Origin of the sequence: Brevundimonas vancanneytii (genome assembly GCF_901421975.1) — a bacterium.
Taxonomy (GTDB): Bacteria; Pseudomonadota; Alphaproteobacteria; order Caulobacterales; family Caulobacteraceae; genus Brevundimonas; species Brevundimonas diminuta.
This window is the reverse complement of sequence record NZ_LR588407.1, coordinates 571,442-588,505: the sequence shown is the minus strand read 5'-3', so window position 1 is coordinate 588,505 and position 17,064 is coordinate 571,442. Positions and strand designations below refer to the sequence as shown.

17 protein-coding genes and 1 pseudogene are annotated in these 17,064 nt (G+C 68.7%); 9 read left to right on the top strand and 9 right to left on the bottom strand.

What is annotated here, in order from left to right; genetic code table 11:
- The first annotated feature begins 164 nt into the window (after nucleotides 1–164).
- Entirely contained in the window at nucleotides 165–536 is a 372-nt protein-coding gene (locus FGL25_RS02895; RefSeq protein ID WP_003165930.1) for a DUF983 domain-containing protein, read from the top strand.
- Between the two features lie 27 nt (nucleotides 537–563).
- Here FGL25_RS02895 and FGL25_RS02890 read toward each other — a convergent pair whose 3' ends face one another.
- A complete protein-coding gene (locus FGL25_RS02890) occupies nucleotides 564–1,880 on the bottom strand; it encodes a metal-dependent hydrolase family protein (protein WP_003165931.1) in 1,317 nt (438 codons plus the stop codon).
- 126 nt (nucleotides 1,881–2,006) lie between these two features.
- On the opposite strand from FGL25_RS02890, the gene FGL25_RS02885 reads away from it, so the two are divergent.
- On the top strand, nucleotides 2,007–2,708 hold the full coding sequence (locus tag FGL25_RS02885; protein ID WP_076223685.1) for a murein L,D-transpeptidase catalytic domain-containing protein: 702 nt from the start codon (nucleotides 2,007–2,009) through the stop codon (nucleotides 2,706–2,708).
- A 16-nt stretch (nucleotides 2,709–2,724) separates the two neighbouring features.
- On the opposite strand, the gene purD is transcribed toward FGL25_RS02885, so the two are convergent.
- The 3 genes from purD to FGL25_RS02870 form a co-directional block, all read right to left on the bottom strand.
- The gene (gene purD / locus FGL25_RS02880) at nucleotides 2,725–4,002 is read right to left on the bottom strand and encodes a phosphoribosylamine--glycine ligase (RefSeq protein WP_138140899.1); all 1,278 of its coding nucleotides are present in this window, start codon (nucleotides 4,000–4,002) and stop codon (nucleotides 2,725–2,727) included.
- A 72-nt stretch (nucleotides 4,003–4,074) separates the two neighbouring features.
- Complete coding sequence (locus tag FGL25_RS02875) at nucleotides 4,075–4,494, bottom strand: hypothetical protein (protein WP_052747959.1); 420 nt, start codon at nucleotides 4,492–4,494, stop codon at nucleotides 4,075–4,077.
- A 15-nt stretch (nucleotides 4,495–4,509) separates the two neighbouring features.
- Nucleotides 4,510–4,782: a hypothetical protein gene (locus FGL25_RS02870; protein ID WP_233126782.1), complete on the bottom strand. Its 273-nt coding sequence runs from the start codon at nucleotides 4,780–4,782 to the stop codon at nucleotides 4,510–4,512.
- Between FGL25_RS02870 and xseA the strand changes: the two genes are divergently transcribed.
- Entirely contained in the window at nucleotides 4,781–6,379 is a 1,599-nt protein-coding gene (gene xseA, locus FGL25_RS02865) for an exodeoxyribonuclease VII large subunit (RefSeq protein WP_046652770.1), read from the top strand. The genes FGL25_RS02870 and xseA overlap by 2 nt on opposite strands.
- A 63-nt stretch (nucleotides 6,380–6,442) precedes the next feature.
- Here xseA and FGL25_RS02860 read toward each other — a convergent pair whose 3' ends face one another.
- Nucleotides 6,443–7,618, bottom strand: a complete 1,176-nt coding sequence (locus tag FGL25_RS02860; protein ID WP_046652110.1) for a P1 family peptidase — start codon at nucleotides 7,616–7,618, stop codon at nucleotides 6,443–6,445.
- Between the two features lie 85 nt (nucleotides 7,619–7,703).
- Here FGL25_RS02860 and FGL25_RS02855 point away from each other — a divergent pair, with 85 nt between their 5' ends.
- Nucleotides 7,704–7,913, top strand: coding sequence for a DUF2093 domain-containing protein (locus FGL25_RS02855; RefSeq protein WP_003165936.1), 210 nt, complete (start codon nucleotides 7,704–7,706; stop codon nucleotides 7,911–7,913).
- Nucleotides 7,914–7,972: 59 nt separating this feature from the next.
- Nucleotides 7,973–8,470: a response regulator gene (locus FGL25_RS02850; RefSeq protein ID WP_003165937.1), complete on the top strand. Its 498-nt coding sequence runs from the start codon at nucleotides 7,973–7,975 to the stop codon at nucleotides 8,468–8,470.
- Here FGL25_RS02850 and FGL25_RS02845 read toward each other — a convergent pair.
- The gene (locus FGL25_RS02845) at nucleotides 8,467–9,369 is read right to left on the bottom strand and encodes a lysophospholipid acyltransferase family protein (protein ID WP_138140898.1); all 903 of its coding nucleotides are present in this window, start codon (nucleotides 9,367–9,369) and stop codon (nucleotides 8,467–8,469) included. The genes FGL25_RS02850 and FGL25_RS02845 overlap by 4 nt on opposite strands.
- A gap of 46 nt (nucleotides 9,370–9,415) precedes the next feature.
- Complete coding sequence (locus FGL25_RS02840; RefSeq protein WP_046652114.1) at nucleotides 9,416–10,186, bottom strand: SDR family NAD(P)-dependent oxidoreductase; 771 nt, start codon at nucleotides 10,184–10,186, stop codon at nucleotides 9,416–9,418.
- A 109-nt stretch (nucleotides 10,187–10,295) separates the two neighbouring features.
- Here FGL25_RS02840 and tipF point away from each other — a divergent pair, with 109 nt between their 5' ends.
- Both tipF and FGL25_RS02830 read left to right on the top strand, forming a co-directional pair.
- Nucleotides 10,296–11,564 (top strand): flagella assembly cyclic-di-GMP phosphodiesterase TipF, encoded by a 1,269-nt coding sequence (gene tipF / locus FGL25_RS02835; protein ID WP_138140897.1) that lies wholly within the window; start codon nucleotides 10,296–10,298, stop codon nucleotides 11,562–11,564.
- Between the two features lie 184 nt (nucleotides 11,565–11,748).
- A complete protein-coding gene (locus FGL25_RS02830; protein ID WP_138140896.1) occupies nucleotides 11,749–12,438 on the top strand; it encodes a 2OG-Fe(II) oxygenase in 690 nt (229 codons plus the stop codon).
- A 214-nt stretch (nucleotides 12,439–12,652) separates the two neighbouring features.
- Here FGL25_RS02830 and ileS read toward each other — a convergent pair.
- A pseudogene (gene ileS, locus FGL25_RS02825) lies at nucleotides 12,653–15,573 on the bottom strand (isoleucine--tRNA ligase).
- A 285-nt stretch (nucleotides 15,574–15,858) separates the two neighbouring features.
- On the opposite strand from ileS, the gene FGL25_RS02820 reads away from it, so the two are divergent.
- On the top strand, nucleotides 15,859–16,425 hold the full coding sequence (locus FGL25_RS02820) for a DUF3828 domain-containing protein (protein ID WP_138140895.1): 567 nt from the start codon (nucleotides 15,859–15,861) through the stop codon (nucleotides 16,423–16,425).
- Nucleotides 16,426–16,429: 4 nt separating this feature from the next.
- On the opposite strand, the gene FGL25_RS02815 is transcribed toward FGL25_RS02820, so the two are convergent.
- Nucleotides 16,430–16,699, bottom strand: coding sequence for a hypothetical protein (locus FGL25_RS02815; RefSeq protein ID WP_252969986.1), 270 nt, complete (start codon nucleotides 16,697–16,699; stop codon nucleotides 16,430–16,432).
- A gap of 133 nt (nucleotides 16,700–16,832) precedes the next feature.
- On the opposite strand from FGL25_RS02815, the gene FGL25_RS02810 reads away from it, so the two are divergent.
- Nucleotides 16,833–17,021, top strand: coding sequence for a hypothetical protein (locus FGL25_RS02810; protein ID WP_003168750.1), 189 nt, complete (start codon nucleotides 16,833–16,835; stop codon nucleotides 17,019–17,021).
- The last annotated feature ends 43 nt before the right edge of the window (nucleotides 17,022–17,064 follow it).

Sequence of the window (17,064 nt, the reverse complement as noted above, 5' to 3'; positions counted from 1 at the left end):
CGCGGATAGGACAAAACACCCGCTTGCGTCGGGGCGCCCGAAGGCCGAAACCGTCAGCCATCGTTCTTTTCAGGAACAGTCCCGTGTCCGACCCTGTCTATCCTCCGCTGAGCCCGCTCAAGACCGGCCTGCGGGGCCGCTGCCCGCGGTGCGGCGAAGGCCCCGTGTTCAAGGGCTATCTGCAGTTGCGCGAGTCCTGCCCGGAGTGCGGTCTGGACTACAGCTTCGCCGATCCGGCGGACGGCCCGGCCTTCTTCGTCATGTGCGCGGTCGGCGTCGTCGGCATGGTCGCCTTCATGATCTTCGAGTTCACCGTGCACCCGCCGATCTGGGTCCACTTCGTCGTGACCTTCCCGATCCTGGCCGCCATGTGCCTGTCGGTGTTGCGCCCCTTCAAGGGCTGGATGGTGTCCGAGCAGTATTTCCACAAGGCGGAAGAAGCCACCTTCGTCAGCGTCGGCAAGCATGGCGACGGCTACGGCTGGCGCGGCCAGGCCGAGCGCGCCGCCAAGGCCGCCGCCCGCGACAAGGGCTGAGCGGCGGCCTCTTCCTAGGCGATCGGATCAGTCGGCCCGGAAGACCTGGCCGCCCTTCATCACGAAGCGCACGCGCTCCAGTTCGGTGACGTCCGTCAGCGGGTCGCCGCCCACGGCGATCAGATCGGCGGGCATGCCCGGCGCCAGACGACCGGCTTCGTTGGAGATGCGCAGGTGTTCGGCGGCGCCGACCGTGGCGGACTGGATCGCCTGAAGCGGCGTCAGACCGGCGCGGACCAGCAGGGCGAACTCCTGGGCGTTGTCGCCGTGGGCCGAGACGCCCGAGTCGGTGCCGAAGGCGATCTTGACCCCGCCGCGATGGGCGCGCGCGGCCATGTCCAGCATCTTGGGTCCGGCTTCCAGCGCCTTGGCCGTCTGGGCCGGGGTGAAGAAGTTGTCCGGGCTGGAGGCGACGCGGGCCACGAAGTCGCCCGCCATCAGGGTCGGCACCAGCCAGGCGCCGTTCGCCTTGAACTGGCGCATGGATTCATCATCCAGATAGGTGCCGTGCTCGATGGAGTCGCCGCCCGCCTTCAGGAAGGCGTTGATGCCGTCGCCGCCGTGGGCGTGGGCGGTGACCTGACGGCCCATGCGGTGGGCGACCTCGACGATGGAGGCCAGTTCGTCCTCGGTGAACTGTTGCGCCAGGCCCGCCGCCGTATTGGACAGCACGCCGCCCGTAGCCGTGATCTTGATGATGTCGGCGCCCGCGCGCACCTGCATACGGACAGCGCGACGGCAGTCTTCCGGCCCCGAACAGATGCTCTCGGGCGACATCAGGTGCAGGATGTCGTCGCGGTAGCCGTTGACGTCGCCGTGGCCCCCGTGGACCGAAACGGCCGAGCCGGCGGCGATGATGCGCGGTCCGGGCACGTCGCCGCTGCGGATGGCGTCGCGCAGGGCGAAGATGGATTCGTTCGTCGCGCCTAGGTCCGCCACCGTGGTGAAGCCCGCATTGAGCGTGCGCCGCGCATACCGCGCGCCGACCATCGCCTGGGCCGCGTTGGATTGCGTCAGTCCGTCGAGGCGCGAATTCGGGTTCGATTCAAAGGTCAGGTGGACATGGCTGTCGATCAGTCCCGGCAGGACGAAGGCCGAGCGCAGGTCGACCACGTCACCCTCGCCGACGAAGCCGTCGCGGATCTCGACGATTTGGTTCCCTCTGATCACGAGAGTTTTATCGCGCAGCACCCGGCCGCTGGCCGGATCGGCCAAAAGCCGCCCCACTTGAACGAACTTCGTCGGCTGTTCGGCCGAAACCGACGCCGGCGTCGGGGTTTGGCGCGCTTCGGCGCCGGTCGCGGCCAGAACGGCCGCGGTCACAATCAGGGCAAGCTTTTTCATTCATCCCTCCCGTTACTGAGGCGCGCAACATAACCGTTCCAATCTTTGCGCCAAGGCCAAGGTTGCCTTGCACGGATGGTTCATGAAACAAGCCGATACAGTTGTTTAACGTGCGAGGGGCGTCGCATGCGGCTTTCCAGACGTGGCTTGATCCTGGGCGGTTCGGCCCTGTTGGCGGGGTGTTCCTCCGCCGCCTCCACCACCACCAGCCTTCAGCTCGCCGGAGCCGTAGCGCCTACGCTTCCGACCCTGCCTGAGCGGGCGGCGGCGGCTCATGTCCAGGTCGCGGAGGCTGGAACGACGATCGATCCCCACGGCGTCGTCCGCAAGGATCTGCTCGAACGCGCCCGCGCCGCCATGGACGTGCACGGCCACAAGATCAGCCGCCGCGACCGCATGTATCTGGTCGATTTCCAGAAGTTCTCGGGCGAGGACCGCTTCTACGAGGTCGATCTGGAAGGCGGCTGGGTCACGGCCTATCGCACCAGCCACGGGCGCGGCTCGGACCCGGCGCATTCAGGCTATGCGCAGCAGTTCTCGAACCGCCCGGACAGCCATATGTCGTCCATCGGCGCCTACGCCACGGCGGGCGCCAGCTGGGGCAGCCAGCAGGGGCCGAACGTCCTGCTGGACGGGCTGGAGTATTCCAACAACCTGGCGCGCGAACGGGCCATCATCATCCACGGCGCAGACTACGCCGATCCGGCCTTCCTGGCGCGCCAGGGCAAGCTGGGCCGGTCCTACGGCTGCTTCTCGGTGTCCCACGCCGACCTGGTCCCCTTGCGCGAACGCATGGGCGAAGGGCGGCTGTTGTTCGCCATGACCTAAAGCACGGCGGAGCCGCTTAGCGCGGCTCCAGCGCCCGCCAGCCGATGTCGGTGCGGTGGAAACCGCCCGGCCAGTCGATCTTGGCGATGGCCTCATAGGCGCGCTCGCGCGCCTGGGCCACGTCGTCGCCATAGGCGCAGACGTTCAGCACCCGGCCGCCCGCCGCCGCCAGGGCGCCGTCGTCGCGCAACTTGGTCCCCGCGTGGAAGACCTGGACGTGAGGGCCGAAGTCTTGGTCCGCGCCCCGGATGACCGAGCCTTCCAGCGGGCTGTCGGGATAACCCTTGGCCGCCAGCACCACGCAGATCACCACGCCCGGCTTGAAGGCCGGCGCCGGCGCCTGGGTCAGGTCGCCGCGCGCGCAGGCCAGCAGCAGCGGCACGACATCGCCGTCGAACCGCATCATCAGCACCTGGCATTCCGGGTCGCCGAAACGGGCGTTGAACTCGACCACCTTGGGGCCTTCGGCCGTCGCCATCAGCCCGACATAGAGGACGCCGCGATAGGGGGCGCCTTCCTCGGCCATCTTCTGAATCGTCGGAACGACCACGCGGTCGTTCGCCGCCTGGGTGAAGTCAGCCGTGAAGACCGGCGCAGGCGAATAGGCGCCCATGCCGCCGGTGTTGGGGCCCAGGTCGCCGTCGAAGGCGCGCTTGTGGTCCTGAGCGCCGCCGAACAGCACGGCCCGCGTCCCGTCCGACAGGGCGAAGAGGGAGCCCTCCTCCCCGTCCATGAATTCCTCGATCACCACGCGCGACCCGGCCGAGCCGAACCGGCCGCCCAGCATCCGCTCGATCTCGGCCTCGGCGTCGGCGCGATCGGGGCTGATGGCCACGCCCTTGCCCGCCGCCAAGCCGTCGGCCTTGATGACATAGGGGGCCGAATACTGATCCAGCGCCGCCTTGGCCGAGGCGACGTCCTCATAGACGCCATAGCCCGCCGTCGGGACGCCATGTCGTTGCAGGAAGGCCTTGGAGAAGGCCTTGGACGTCTCCAGCTGCGCCGCCGCCTGCGTCGGGCCGAAGCAGGGGATGCCCGCCGCGTTCAGCCGGTCGGCCAGGCCCTCGGCCAGCGCCGATTCCGGGCCGACGACGACCAGATCCGCCTTCATCTCGCGCGCCAGGGCCGCCAGGCCTTCGGCGTCGGTCGCCTTCAGGTCAGGGCGCATCTCGCCCAGCTTGGCCATGCCCGGGTTGCCGGGCGCGACGACGAGCCGCGTCACCAGCGGCGACTGGGCGATCTTCCAGGCCAGGGCGTGTTCGCGCCCTCCCGATCCGACGAGCAGAATGTTCATGAAGGCGGAATGGCCGCACGCGCCGTCCCGGTCAAGCGCCGGAAAGGGTTAGCGGCCCCTCGCCTCCTGAAATCAAGGCATCCAGGCAGGCAAGGCCTTCAACTGCGCCAGCGTCATGGTCGACACCAGGTCGTAGGCGTCGCCCTCCTTCCGGGGCGTCAGACCGTCCAGCGGAATGCGCACCCAGTGCGGCCCGCCCTCGCCTGCCGGCTCGATGATCAGGCCGGTGACGGCGCCCGAGGCGTCCACGTCGACCCGCTGAACGTCGCCCAGATCGACGCCCGCCGGCGTGATGAGGTCGGCGTCCTCCAACTGGGCCACGGTCAGGCCCAGGGCCATGGCCCCCGCCGGGGCGGCGGGCTCGCCATGAACGGTCGGCGCCGAGGCGGCGTCGGGCGAAGCCTCGGGCGTTCTGTCCGGCTTGGCCGGCGGCTGCGAACAGGCCGCCAGCAGGGCCGCGGCCGAAGCGGCCGCGAACAAGGTCTTCATCATCGAACCCTCCTGTCTCTAGATCAGGGCCGAGACCACATAGACGCCGGCGCCGGCCAGAAGAATCAGCCCCAGCACCAGCCACGGGCTGAGCGTCGGATTATGACTGCGGCGCGCCAGTTCGCGCTCGCGCGCCTGGTCGGGCGGCAGGTCGTCGGCCGTCGGCTCTTCCGGAAACGGGTCTGAAGACTGCACCATGATCGGCGAACGCGCGCGGGGACGCGGCCGTTCCGCCACGCTTGCCCGCCATGTCTTTGCGGGCGCGGCGACGGCGGCTAGGGTGCGCGCCATGACCTCCGACGACGACTACGCCTTCGAGGGCGCGGCCCCGCAGCCCGCGCGCGACAACAATCCGCCGCTGTCGATCTCGGAGCTGAGCTTCGCCCTCAAGCGCACCCTGGAGGAACGCTTCGGCCATGTGCGGCTGCGCGGCGAGATCTCCAAGGTGAACCGCCACGCCTCGGGCCACGTCTATCTGACGCTGAAGGACGACAAATCCGCCATCGACGGCGTGATCTGGAAGGGCGTGGCGCGCGGCCTGGGCGTCCAACCCGAGACGGGGCTGGAGGTCATCGTCACCGGCAAGATCACCTCCTATCCGGCGCGGTCCTCCTATCAGATCGTGATCGAGAGCATGGAGGCGGCGGGCGCAGGCGCCCTGCTGGCCCAGCTGGAGCGGTTGAAGGTCAAGCTGCGGGACGAGGGTCTGTTCGACCTGGCGAAGAAGAAGGCCCTGCCGACCTTCCCCGCGACCATCGGCGTCATCACCAGCCCGACCGGCGCCGTCATCCGCGACATCCTGCACCGGATCGCCGAACGCTGGCCCTGCCGCGTGATCGTCTGGCCGGTGGTGGTCCAGGGCGACGCCGCCAGCGGTCAGGTCGCCAACGCCATCCGCGGCTTCGACCAGATGACGCCGGGCGGGCCGATCCCCCGCCCCGACCTGCTGATCGTCGCGCGCGGCGGCGGCTCGGTCGAGGATCTGTGGTGCTTCAACGACGAGGCTCTGGCGCGCACGGTCGCGGCCGCCCGCATCCCCATCATCTCGGCCGTCGGGCACGAGACGGACACCACCCTGATCGACTTCGTGTCGGACCGCCGGGCCCCGACCCCGACCGGGGCGGCCGAGATCGCCACGCCGGTTCTGGCCGACCTGCGCTGGGCGCTCAGCGATCTGGAGGGGCGGCTGTCGCGCGCCGGGGCGCGGATGCTGGAAGACCGCCGCACCCGCCTGCGCGCCGCCGCGCGCGGCCTGCCCGCCCGGCCCGAAGACCTGCTGGCCCTGCCGCAGCAGCGGCTGGACCACGCCGCCAGCCGTCTGGGCTCAGGGCTGCACCGCAACGTCGCCGTGCATGAGCGCCAGCTGGCGGTCGCGGCGGGTCGGCTGACGCCCGGCCTGCTGCGCGCCCGCGTCGAGCGCGGACAGGACCGCCTGCGCGGCGCCGCCGACCGTCTGGGCTCTGCGCTTCAGGCGGGCGTCGCCCGCAATGAGCGTCGCCTGCTGCAGACCGCGGGCCGCCTCAGCCCTGCGCCCCTGCACCGCCGCCTCGATCAGCGGCAGGCGCGGCTGGAGGCGCTCACCTTACGTCTGGACAGCGTCATGCCGCGTCGGCTGGAGCGCGCCGAGGACCGCCTCGCCGCCCTGTCCCGCGCCCTGACGACGCTGAACCCCAAGACGCCCAAACCCGGCTTCGCCCGCATCGAGGACGCCGAGGGCGCCATGATCGCCTCGGCCGCCGCCCTGTCGCCGGGGCAGGCGGTGCGGATCGTCTTCAACGACGGCGCCAAGGACGCGACCATCGACGGCGAGGGCGCGACGCCGCGCCCGACGCCTAAGCCTGCCCCGCGCCCCAAGGCCCCGCCCGCAGGCCAAGGCGACCTGTTCTGACCCCTGAAAATTCCGCTCATCCCGAGCGTCCGCCGGGATGAGCGGGTTTAGAGGGGCGGCGCCCTAACGGCTGGCGGTCTCGGCCAGCACCGCCTTCACCGCCTCGATGTCCAGCGCCTCGACCGTCACCGTCTTGCCGTCGATCACCGAAGTCGTCGTCTGCGCCTTCAGCAGGGAGTTGAGGATGGCCTCCTCCGTCGCCTCGGCGACCGCGACGAACAGGGGCGACATGCGGTCGTTCGGCCAGTCCGCGACCATCGCCTGCCCCGCCCGGCGCTCAGGCGTCCGCCGCACGCCCTCCGCCGTCGAAAAGGCGATCGCATAGTCCCCCGACCCGTTCGAGAACGCCGCCCCCGTCCGCGCCAGACCAGCGAAGGCGCGGTTCGCCAGCCGCTCCAGATTGCGGTCCGACAAGGGCGCGTCCGTCGCCACCACGATCATGATGGAGCCGTCGGCGCGCTCATTCTCCACCTCTTCGCGCAGGTAGTAGCGGCCCAGCCGCACCCCGACCGGCGCTCCGTCGATGCTCAACACGCCGCCATAGTTCGACTGGACCAGCACCCCGACGGTGAAGCCGCCCAGACTGTCGGGCAGTTTGCGCGAACTCGTCCCGATCCCGCCCTTGAAGCCGAAAGCGATGGTTCCTGTCCCGGCGCCGACCGCGCCCTGCTCCACCGGCCCTGGCGTCGCCGTCTCGATGGCCCGCACCACGTCGGCGGCCGTGACGACGCGCGCGCGGATGTCGTTCAGCCCGCCGTCGTTGGTCTCGCCCACCACGGCGTTGACCGAGCGGATGTCCTCATGCCCCGGCTGTTTCAGCGTCCAGTCCAGAACGCCGTCGATCCCCCGCGCCACGGACAGGGTGTTGGTCAGGACGATGGGCGTCTCGATCTCGCCCAGCTCCATGATCTGGGTCGCGCCCGCCAGCTTGCCGAAGCCGTTGGCGACCGACAGCCCGGCCGGAACCTTGTCGCGGAACAGGGAGCCGCCGTGCGGCACGATGGCGGTGACGCCGGTGCGGACGCTGTCGCCCGAGCGCAGCGTCACCTGCCCCACCTTGACCCCCGCCACGTCGGTGATGGCGTTCAGCGGCCCCGACGACAATATGCCCGGCGCCCGGTCCAGGTCGCGAATGGTCGGCCGCTCGGCCGCTCCGTCCTGAGCGTTCGCGCCAGGCGCGGCGACCAGAACGGCCGCGGAAACGGCGGCGGCCAGGATGTCGGCGGGCGATCGAGACATGGAACATCCGATTTTGTGACGTCAGACGCTCAGATGACGGCGATTCGCCTGTCGTCCCGCACAAGCTTCGCGTTATGATGACGACATGAGCACCCAGCCTCCTTCTTCCGCCCCCAGCGAAGCGGCCTGCCTGCACTACGGCGACGGCGAGTTCGCCGTCCTGTCGGCCGGCGCCTTCGTGCGGTGCGCCGTCAGCGGCGCAGCCATCCCTCTGGCCGCACTGCGCTACTGGTCGGTCGAGAAGCAGGAAGCCTACGCCGGACCGCGCGAGTATCTGACGGCCGCCGGGCGCTGAGCCCTTTTCCGATGTCATGGCCGGATCGTTTCCGGTCGCCCTGTTCTCGGTGTCCTGAGATGTCCGCCCTGAGTTCGGTCCACGTCCTGCTGGTCGACGACAATCCCAATATGCGCGCCATCGTCGCCGCCATGCTGAAATCCGTCGGCGTCGGCCGCCTGAGCGAGGCTGAGGACGGCGTCGTGGCGCTGGAGCTGTTGCGCCGCGCAGCGATCGACATCGCCATCGTCGATTTCCGCATGAAGCCGATGGACGGCGCCGCATTCACCCGCGCTGTCCGCAGTGAAGGCGACAGCGCAAACCCCTATCTGCCGGTCATCATGATGACAGGGCACTCCGAAAAGAGCCGCGTGACCGAGGCGCGCGACGCGGGCGTGACCGAGTTCGTGGCCAAGCCGGTCAAGGCCCAGACCCTGCTGACGCGGATCGAGGCAGTGATCCTGCGTCCCCGCCCCTTCGTGCGTTCGCCCAGCTATTTCGGGCCGGATCGCCGCCGCACAGGGACGAAGGACTATGCCGGTCCTTTCCGCCGCGCCGATGACGGCGTGCTGGATTAGGCGTCCGACGCCCGCAGCGCCTCATAGACCTGGGGCGGCCAGCGCTTGTGGACCCAGAACCAGTCGACCGGATGCTCGCGCACCCGATCCTCGACGAAGCGGTTGGCCGCCTGCACGCCAGCCAGGACATCAGCCGCCTTGTCGCCCGTGTCGGGCACGTCGATCGGCTCGTGCGCGGTCACGCGGAAGCGCACGCCGGGCAGGCGCACTACCGACAGCGGCTGCATCACCGTGCCGAACTTCAGCGCCATGCGCGCCGCGCCGGGCGAGGCGTTGACCGGCTGGCCGAAGAACTCGACCTCCGGCCCCTGGCTGTATTTCTGATCGACCAGCAGGGCGATGGATTCCCCGCGCTTCATCCCCGCCATCAGCTCGCGCGTGCCGTCGCCCTTGGGCGCGAACAGCTTGATGCCGTAACGCTCGCGGCTCTGGCGGATCAGGGCGTCGACATAGGGGTTGTTGGCCGCGCGATAGGTCACCTGACACGGCACCCCCGCCGCCATGATGACCGCCGCCATCACCTCGAAATTGGCCAGGTGGCCCGAGATCAGCACCACCGGCTTGCCGCTATCACGCACGGCGTGCAGCCGCTCCAGCCCGACGATGTCGATGCGCCCGCTTTCCGGCGTCAGCCTGTCCATGACGGCCAGTTCGGCGAAGGTGCGGCCCGTCTGCTCCCACTGATCCACGGCCAAACGGTCGCGTTCGGCGGCGTCCATGTCGGGAAAGGCGATGCGCAGGTTTCGCGTCACCGTCTTGTGCGTGCCGGTCAACGGCCCCAGCGTCCGCAGCAGCTTGCCGCCAAAGCCCGAGGCCCGCTCGACGCCGAGCAGACGCAGGAAGCCGAACAGCCCGCGAAACGCCGCCGCCTCCAGCCGCCAGACCAGATCCTGGCTCATTTTAGCGGCGCCGCCGCCCTTCGGGCTGCTTGAGCGCGTTTGATCTTCACCAGGCAATCGTCAGTCCGCCGTCCACCACCAGGGTCTGGCCGGTCACATAGGCCGACGCAGGGCTGCACAGATAAACCGCCGTGCCCGCGATTTCATCAGGCTGACCGATCCTTTTCAGCGGCGCGGGGTCGGTGACGGTCTTCAGCAGTTCCGGGTTCTCCCACAGGTATTTGGCGAAATCGGTCTGAACCAGGCCCGGCGCGATGCAATTCACCCGCACGTTCGACGGCCCGTATTCGACCGCCAGATTGCGCGCCAGCTGCATGTCCGCCGCCTTGGAGATGTTGTAGGCGCCGATCAGGGCGTTGCCGCGCAGGCCCCCGATGGAGGAGATCAGCAGGATCGCCCCATCCTTGCGCTCGACCATCTCCGGCGCGACCATCTGGATCAGCCAGTGGTTGGAGATGACGTTGTTCTGAAGGATCTTTTCGAACTGCTCGTCGCTGATGCCCGCCATCGGCCCGGCGTAGGGATTGGTCGCTGCATTGCACACCAGAATGTCGATCCGGCCGAAGGCGGTGCGCGTATCGTCCACCAGCCGCTGCAGGTCTTCCTTGGAGGCGATGTTGGCGGGAATGGCGATGGCGCGGCCTTCGCCGTGCTTCTCATTGATGGCGACGGCGACCTCTTCGCACGGCCCGGCCTTGCGTGAGGAGATGACGACGCGCGCGCCGTGTTCGGCCAGACGCTCGGCGATGGCCTTGCCGATGCCCTTGGAGGAGCCGGTGATGACGGCGACCTTGCCGCTCAGATCGAACAATTCCATGCGTTAACCTCCTTTTACCGCCCGTTTATCCGCGCGGACCCTAGCCGTTAGCCTTCGTTAACGTGATACTTGATCGATTCTATAGGGAAAGGCGGTTCTGACCGGCCCCATGCGAAAGATCACCGGCGGCTTCCTGTTCTTCGGCTACCTGTTCCTCGCCCTGACCATCGGGGCGGCGATCTGGCGCGCCGGTCTGGGCGGCGGCGCGGGCGCGGCCGGGGTGCTGGGCGCGCTGGGGATCATGGCCGGCCTCCACGCCCTCGTCACCGGCATGGCCGACCGTCGCGCCCTGCGTCTGGAGATCGGCAAGGTGCGCGAGGCCCACCGCCTGCTGGCCGATGCGATGGAGTCGACCCAGGGCGCCCTGACCGAACTGGCGCAGGCCATCGAGACCGGCGCCCTGTCGCGCACCGACGCCCTGACCGGCGAGGTGCGGATGCTGGAAGGCCTTGTCCAGCAGATGAGCGCCTCGATCGAGGAGCGGCTGGCCGCCTCCACCCTGACCGCCGACACCTTCGAGGGGCGCCGTCAGGTCCAGTCGAACACCCTGCTGAAGACCGTCCACGACGCCCTCAGCGAGAACCGCGTCGACCTGTATCTTCAGCCGGTCGTGACCCTGCCCCAGCGGCGGACGGTCTACTATGAGAGCTTCACCCGCCTGCGCGACCCGTCGAACCGGGTGATGATGCCCGCCGAATACCTGTCGGTGGCCGAGGGCGAGGGCCTGCTGCCCGCCATCGACAATCTGCTGCTGTTCCGCTGCGCCCAGATCGTGCGCCGTCTGGCCGGGCAGGATCGCAAGGTCGGGGTCTTCTGCAACATCTCGCTGGCGTCGCTGGGGGACGAGACCTTCTTCCCGCAGTTCCTCGACTTCCTGAGCCAGAACCGCGACCTGAAGGACGCCCTGATCTTCGAACTGGGCCAGGCGACGTTCGACGCGCGCGGCGCCATCGAGGCGCGCAACATGGCCAAGCTGGCCGACCTGGGCTTCCGCTTCTCCATCGACAAGGTGCAGACGCTGGATCTGGACTTCGCCGACCTGCAACGCTCGGACGTGCGCTTCATCAAGGTGGCGGCCGACCTGCTGATCGAACAGCTGCTCGATCTGGACGGCGCCGCCCCCCTGCCCAGCCAGCCGGACATCCGCGCCGGGGACTTCGCCCCCCTGACCCGCCGCCACGGCCTCGAACTGATCGCCGAAAAGGTCGAGAGCGAGAAACAGGTCGTCGACATCCTCGAACTGGATGTCGCCATGGGCCAGGGCCATCTGTTCGGCGAGCCGCGCGCCATCAAGGAAGCCGTCCTGGCTGAGACCGACCCGCCCGCCGACTTCGTCCGCTCGACGCTGAAATCGGCCGAGCAGAGGGTGCGGTTCTGATCCTGCTTTCCTCCCCACCTTGTGGGGAGGGGGACCGCGTAGCGGTGGAGGGGCTACGACGGCGGAACAAGCCGCCCCTCCGTCTCGTCGGCCTCGCCGCCGATCCACCTCCCCATTTCATGGGGAGGAGAGATACGACCGAAAACCGCCAGACACGACGCACGCGGCCCGCGCAAATGCGCCCATGACCGACGCCGCCCTCGACTGGCCCCGCATCGCCGCCGACCTGAACGCTCAGGGCTGGGCCATGACCGGCCCCCTGCTGACGCCCGCGACCTGTAAGGCCCTGCAAGCCCTCTATGACCAGCCCGAGCGGTTCCGCAGCCGCATCGTCATGCAGCGCCACGGCTTCGGTCAGGGCGAGTATCAGTATTTCGCCGATCCCCTGCCCGATCCACTGCCGCGACTGCGAGCTCATCTCTACGAAGGTCTGGCGCCGATCGCCGACGACTGGGCGAGGCGGATGGGACGACCGGGCTTTCCGGCGCGACTGGATGAACTGACCGCCCGCTGCCGCGCGGCGGGCCAGACGCGGCCGACCTCGCTGATGCTGCGCTACGGCCCCGGCGACTACAATCGACTGCATCAGGATCTGTACGGCGAACTGGTCTTCCCGCTACAGGCGGCCATCCTGCTGAGCGATCCGGCCGAATTCGAAGGCGGCGAGTTCGTTCTGGTCGAGCAGAAGCCCCGGTCGCAGTCACAGGCCCATGTCGCGCCGTTGAAACAGGGACAGGCGGTCATCTTCGCCGTGCGCGAACGTCCGGTCGCCGGCACGCGCGGCGACTATCGCGTCCAGATGCGCCACGGCGTCAGCACGGTGCGCGCGGGCAAGCGGATGACGCTGGGCCTGATCTTCCACGACGCCGCCTGATCCCTTCTCCCCTTGTGGGAGAAGGTGGGCGCCCAAAGCGCTCGGATGAGGGGTGTCGGCGCAGCCTTTGACGTTCTGGCGGTTCGTGCGCCGTGGCAGCCGTTCAAGCGGAGGCGCACACACCCCTCATCCGTCAGGCTCCGCCTGCCACCTTCTCCCCTTGTGGGAGAAGGAAGAAAAAGGCCCCTCCGTCGGAACGGAGGGGCCTGATCCTTTAGGCTTTCTGCGCGTCCAGCCACCGCACCGCGTCGGCGTCGCGAGCCGACAGGTCGGGATAGTCGGCGTCGGAGCCGACGTCCGGCACGCGTCGCCAGGAGCGGGCGCATTTGGGATAGTCCGCCGTCTTCACCTCGACCGTCACCGCCTCGCCGCCGGCCTTGAGCTCGGCGCCCGAGGTGCGGAACACCTCAGCGGCGTCCAGCCCTTCGAACGGCGCCAGCAGTTCGGCCGGGGCCGTCACCACCGGCCAGGCGTCCAGCGCCCCGCCGATGACCTTGTCGCGACGCGCGGCTTCCAGCGCCTCGTTGACCACTTCCAGCACCGTCTCGACATTGGTCCAGCGTTCGGCCTCGGCCGTGTTGCGCCACTGACCCGGCGTCTCGGGGATCACCCGCGCGCAGTTGGTGCCGGCTTCGGGGAAACGCGTGGTCCAGGCCTCGTCCATGGTGAAGGGGGTCAGCGGGGCCAGCCAGGCGGTCAGGCGGCTGAACACCTCGTCCATCACCGTGCGGACGGCTCGGCGCTTGATGCTGTCGGGACGGTCGCAATAGAGGCTGTCCTTGCGCACGTCGAAATACAGCGCCGACAGATCGCCCGAGCAGAACTCCAGCACCGGCCGCACCACGTCCTGAAAACGGTATTCGGCGTAGGCCTGACGCACCTGGCCATCCAGCTCCCACAGGCGGTGCAGGATGAACTTCTCCAGCGGCGGGAACTGGTCGTAGTCGGTCAGGCGCTCGGCCTCGTCGAAGCCGTTCAGCGCGCCCAGCAGATAGCGGACGGTGTTCCTCAGCTTGCGATAGGCGTCGACCGTGGTCTGCAGGATCTGCTTGCCGATGCGCTGGTCGTCCGAATAGTCGACCAGGGCCACCCACAGACGCAGGATGTCGGCGCCCGACTCCTTGATGATGGTCAGGGGGTCGGTGGTGTTGCCCCGCGACTTCGACATCTTCTCCCCGTTCTCGTCCAGGGTGAAGCCGTGGGTCAGGACGGCCTTGAACGGCGCCCGGCCGCGCGTGCCGCAGCCCTCCAGCAGCGACGACTGGAACCAGCCGCGATGTTGGTCCGAACCTTCCAGATAGAGGTCGGCAGGCCAGTGCGACGAGCGGTCGCCCGTGTAGCCGCTCTCGGCCGTGCGCGGGTCCAGCGTGAAGGCGTGGGTCGAGCCGGAGTCGAACCAGACGTCGAGGATGTCGGTGACCTTCTCGAACCGCTCCGGGTCGTGCGCGCCCAGGAAGTCGGCGTCGGGCGCCGAGAACCAGACATCGGCGCCGCCCTCGGCCACGGCCTTGACGATGCGGGCGTCGACCTCGGGGTCGTGCAGGGGCTGGCCCGTCTGCTTGTCCACGAACATGGCCAGGGGCGTGCCCCAGGCGCGCTGACGGCTGATCAGCCAGTCGGGGCGACCCTCGACCATCGAACGGATGCGGTTCTTGCCCTGCGCCGGGTGGAAGGCGGTGGCGTCGATGGCGTTCAGGGCGCGGTCGCGCAGGGTCGCGCCGTCTTCCAGCTCTTCATCCATGCGGATGAACCACTGGGGCGTGTTGCGGAAGATGATCGGCGCCTTGGAGCGCCAGCTGTGCGGATAGGAGTGCTCCATCCGGCCGCGCGCCAGCAGGTTGCCCGCCTCGATCAGCTTCTCCATCACCGCGCCGTTGGCGGGGCCGAACTTGCCGGTCTTCTTTCCCTCGGTCTCCAGCACCTTCAGGCCCGCGAACAGGGGCACGTGCTCATAATAGGCGCCGTCGGGATCGACCGTGTCCGGCACCTCGCGATGACCGTGGGCCAGCCAGACGGCGAAGTCGTCCGCGCCGTGGCCCGGCGCCGTGTGGACGAAACCCGTGCCCGCGTCGTCGGTGACGTGATCGCCCGCCAGCAGCGGGACCGAGAAGCCGTAGCCGCTGTCCAGCGCGGCCAGCGGATGGGCGCACTCCAGGCCCGACGGGTCGATGTCGTAGACGCGCGTCCAGGCGGCGATCTTCGCGGCCTTGAACACCTCTTCCGCCAGCTTGTCAGCGAGGATGAAGCGGTCGCCCGGCTTGGCCCAGGGCTCATAGTCCAGCCCTTCCTCAAGGGCCGTGACCTCATACAGGCCGTAGTTGATCTCGGGGCCGTAGCTGATCGCCCGGTTGGCCGGGATGGTCCACGGCGTGGTCGTCCAGATCACGATCGAGGGCGTCGCCGCACGGAAGGTCAGCAGGTCGTCCGGGTGGCTGTCGGTCGCGCCGACCACCGGGAACTTGACCCAGATCGTGGGCGAGACGTGGTCGTGATACTCGACCTCGGCGTCGGCCAGGGCCGTGCGCTCGACCGGCGACCACATCACCGGCTTGGAGCCGCGATACAGCTGGCCCGAATTCTTGAACTTGTGGAACTCGGCGACAATGGCCGCCTCGGACGTGAAGTCCATGGTGGCGTAGCGGTTGGCGAAGTCGCCGGTGATGCCCAGACGCAGGAACTGGTCGCGCTGCAGGTCGATGTATTTGCCGGCATATTCGCGGCAGGCGGTGCGGAACTCTTCCTTCGACACCTCGTCCTTGCGGCGGCCCTTGGCGCGGAACTGCTCCTCGATCTTCCATTCGATCGGCAGGCCGTGGCAGTCCCAGCCGGGACGTAGTCGACGTCATAGCCCAGCAGGAAGCGCGAGCGGACCACGAAGTCCTTCAGCGTCTTGTTCAGGGCGTGGCCGATGTGGATGTCGCCGTTGGCGTAGGGCGGGCCGTCGTGCAGCACATAGAGCGGCGCCTTCTGCGACTGACGCAGGGCGCGCAGGGTTCCGTACAGGTCGCCCCACTGGGCCAGGATTTCCGGCTCCTTCTTGGGCAGGCCGCCGCGCATCGGGAACGGCGTCTCGGGCAGGAAGACGGTGTCGCGATAGTCGCGGCCGGAAGGGGTCTGGGTGTCGGCGTCGGCCATGGAATGTCTTTTCGTCTTTGCGCGCGCGGCCGTTTGGAAACGGCGTCGAGCGTCAGTCTAGCGTGAAGGCGCCGGACGGCCCATGCCCTGATGTCTCAAGGCGGCGTCGTCTCGGCGAAATGTTTCGAGAAATCCCGACGTGCGCGGGGCTGTCAGCCCTGCAGCGCTACGCCGGGCGGCTAATCGAAATCGGACGGATCACGCGAACGGTCATGATGGGAAAGCTCTAGCAGACCGCACGCCCCCTGCGCCATAGTCCAGGCGAACAGACGGGAGACGGATCGGATGCGACTTCAGGCCTTGGCGACGGCGGCGGTGCTGGCCCTGACGGCGGCGGCCTGCTCGGCGGAAAAGGAGGCGCCCGCTCCGGCTGAGGCCGCCGCGTCGGCCCTGACCGGCCGCGCCGCCGTCTATGCGGCAGGCGAAAAAGACGCCGAGGCCTTCGTGCGCGCCCTCTACGCCCGCGCGGCGGAACCTCGTGATGCGCCCGACCCGGCCGAGGCGGCGATCACCCCTGGCCGCGACCCCCTCTATTCACGCACCCTGAACGCCCTGATCGGCGTCGACTTCCGCGAGGCTCAGTCCCGCGACGAAGTCCCCTATCTGAACTACGATCCCGTCTGCGCCTGCCAGGACGCCGACGGCTTCGCCCTGAAGACGGTGACGATGACGCCCGACGGCCCCCAGGCCGCGACCGCCGAGATCGTCTTCACCAACCACGGCCGCGAGCGCCGCCAGACGCTGAAGCTGGTGAAAGAAGGCCCGATGTGGCGCATCGCCGACATCATCGACGACAAGGGCAAGTCGCTGCACGACGACCTGATGGCCATCGCCGAGAAGGCGGAGAGCTAAAGCCTCAGGCGAAGGCCCAGACGCCCGCCGGTCCGTCGGCGTCGCTGGAAGACGGCGGCGTCTTCGGCCGGATACGGCGCGCCCGACTTCTGAGTTTCAAGCGACGCAACGGCTGCATGAGCGCCGTCACGCGCCGCGCCATCGCCGTCCTGACCGGCGCCAGCCGCGCCTGGGCGGTCATCAGGCTGACCGCCGTCAGAACTTCGAGATAGGCCAGCACGTCACCGGCGGCGAACAGGGCCAGTTCCAGGCCGACGGTCTGCCACAGCATCATCACGCCGATCATCACCAGAACGAGCCGCAGAGTCGAGCCGGACAAAGCCCAGGTGGTGACGTAGATGTTTTCGGGCGGTTGATAAGGCGCTGGGCGGCCTTCAGCGCTGGGGGGTGATCAACGGAGTTCGCCCATGCGCAGCCGCCCCCATTATATCCACTTCCGTCGTGGCCGTCAGCTTTTCGGCGTCCGGCGCGTGACGGCCGGAGACCGCCTCCAGTTCGTCGGTTCCCTGAACGGCATCGACTGCGGCACCTGGCCCACCAAGGAGGCCGCTGTGCAGGCGCTGCTGCGGCGCGCGGCGTCGAACGTGCCCTACTAGTCCTCTCGTGCTAAACTTGCGCCAGATGCTGTCACCAACCCGA

What these genes read in the sequence shown, in the direction of transcription:
- FGL25_RS02860 (WP_046652110.1), bottom strand. Translation starts at nt 7,618, where the DNA reads ATGTCTCGATCGCCCGCCGACATCCTGGCCGCCGCCGTTTCCGCGGCC.
- FGL25_RS02870 (WP_233126782.1), bottom strand. Translation starts at nt 4,782, where the DNA reads ATGGCGCGCACCCTAGCCGCCGTCGCCGCGCCCGCAAAGACATGGCGG.
- tipF (WP_138140897.1), top strand. Translation starts at nt 10,296, where the DNA reads ATGCGAAAGATCACCGGCGGCTTCCTGTTCTTCGGCTACCTGTTCCTC.
- FGL25_RS02845 (WP_138140898.1), bottom strand. Translation starts at nt 9,369, where the DNA reads ATGAGCCAGGATCTGGTCTGGCGGCTGGAGGCGGCGGCGTTTCGCGGG.
- FGL25_RS02830 (WP_138140896.1), top strand. Translation starts at nt 11,749, where the DNA reads ATGACCGACGCCGCCCTCGACTGGCCCCGCATCGCCGCCGACCTGAAC.
- FGL25_RS02810 (WP_003168750.1), top strand. Translation starts at nt 16,833, where the DNA reads ATGCGCAGCCGCCCCCATTATATCCACTTCCGTCGTGGCCGTCAGCTT.
- FGL25_RS02885 (WP_076223685.1), top strand. Translation starts at nt 2,007, where the DNA reads ATGCGGCTTTCCAGACGTGGCTTGATCCTGGGCGGTTCGGCCCTGTTG.
- FGL25_RS02850 (WP_003165937.1), top strand. Translation starts at nt 7,973, where the DNA reads ATGTCCGCCCTGAGTTCGGTCCACGTCCTGCTGGTCGACGACAATCCC.
- xseA (WP_046652770.1), top strand. Translation starts at nt 4,781, where the DNA reads ATGACCTCCGACGACGACTACGCCTTCGAGGGCGCGGCCCCGCAGCCC.
- purD (WP_138140899.1), bottom strand. Translation starts at nt 4,002, where the DNA reads ATGAACATTCTGCTCGTCGGATCGGGAGGGCGCGAACACGCCCTGGCC.
- FGL25_RS02890 (WP_003165931.1), bottom strand. Translation starts at nt 1,880, where the DNA reads ATGAAAAAGCTTGCCCTGATTGTGACCGCGGCCGTTCTGGCCGCGACC.
- FGL25_RS02855 (WP_003165936.1), top strand. Translation starts at nt 7,704, where the DNA reads ATGAGCACCCAGCCTCCTTCTTCCGCCCCCAGCGAAGCGGCCTGCCTG.
- FGL25_RS02875 (WP_052747959.1), bottom strand. Translation starts at nt 4,494, where the DNA reads ATGATGAAGACCTTGTTCGCGGCCGCTTCGGCCGCGGCCCTGCTGGCG.
- FGL25_RS02815 (WP_252969986.1), bottom strand. Translation starts at nt 16,699, where the DNA reads ATGATGCTGTGGCAGACCGTCGGCCTGGAACTGGCCCTGTTCGCCGCC.
- FGL25_RS02820 (WP_138140895.1), top strand. Translation starts at nt 15,859, where the DNA reads ATGCGACTTCAGGCCTTGGCGACGGCGGCGGTGCTGGCCCTGACGGCG.
- FGL25_RS02840 (WP_046652114.1), bottom strand. Translation starts at nt 10,186, where the DNA reads ATGGAATTGTTCGATCTGAGCGGCAAGGTCGCCGTCATCACCGGCTCC.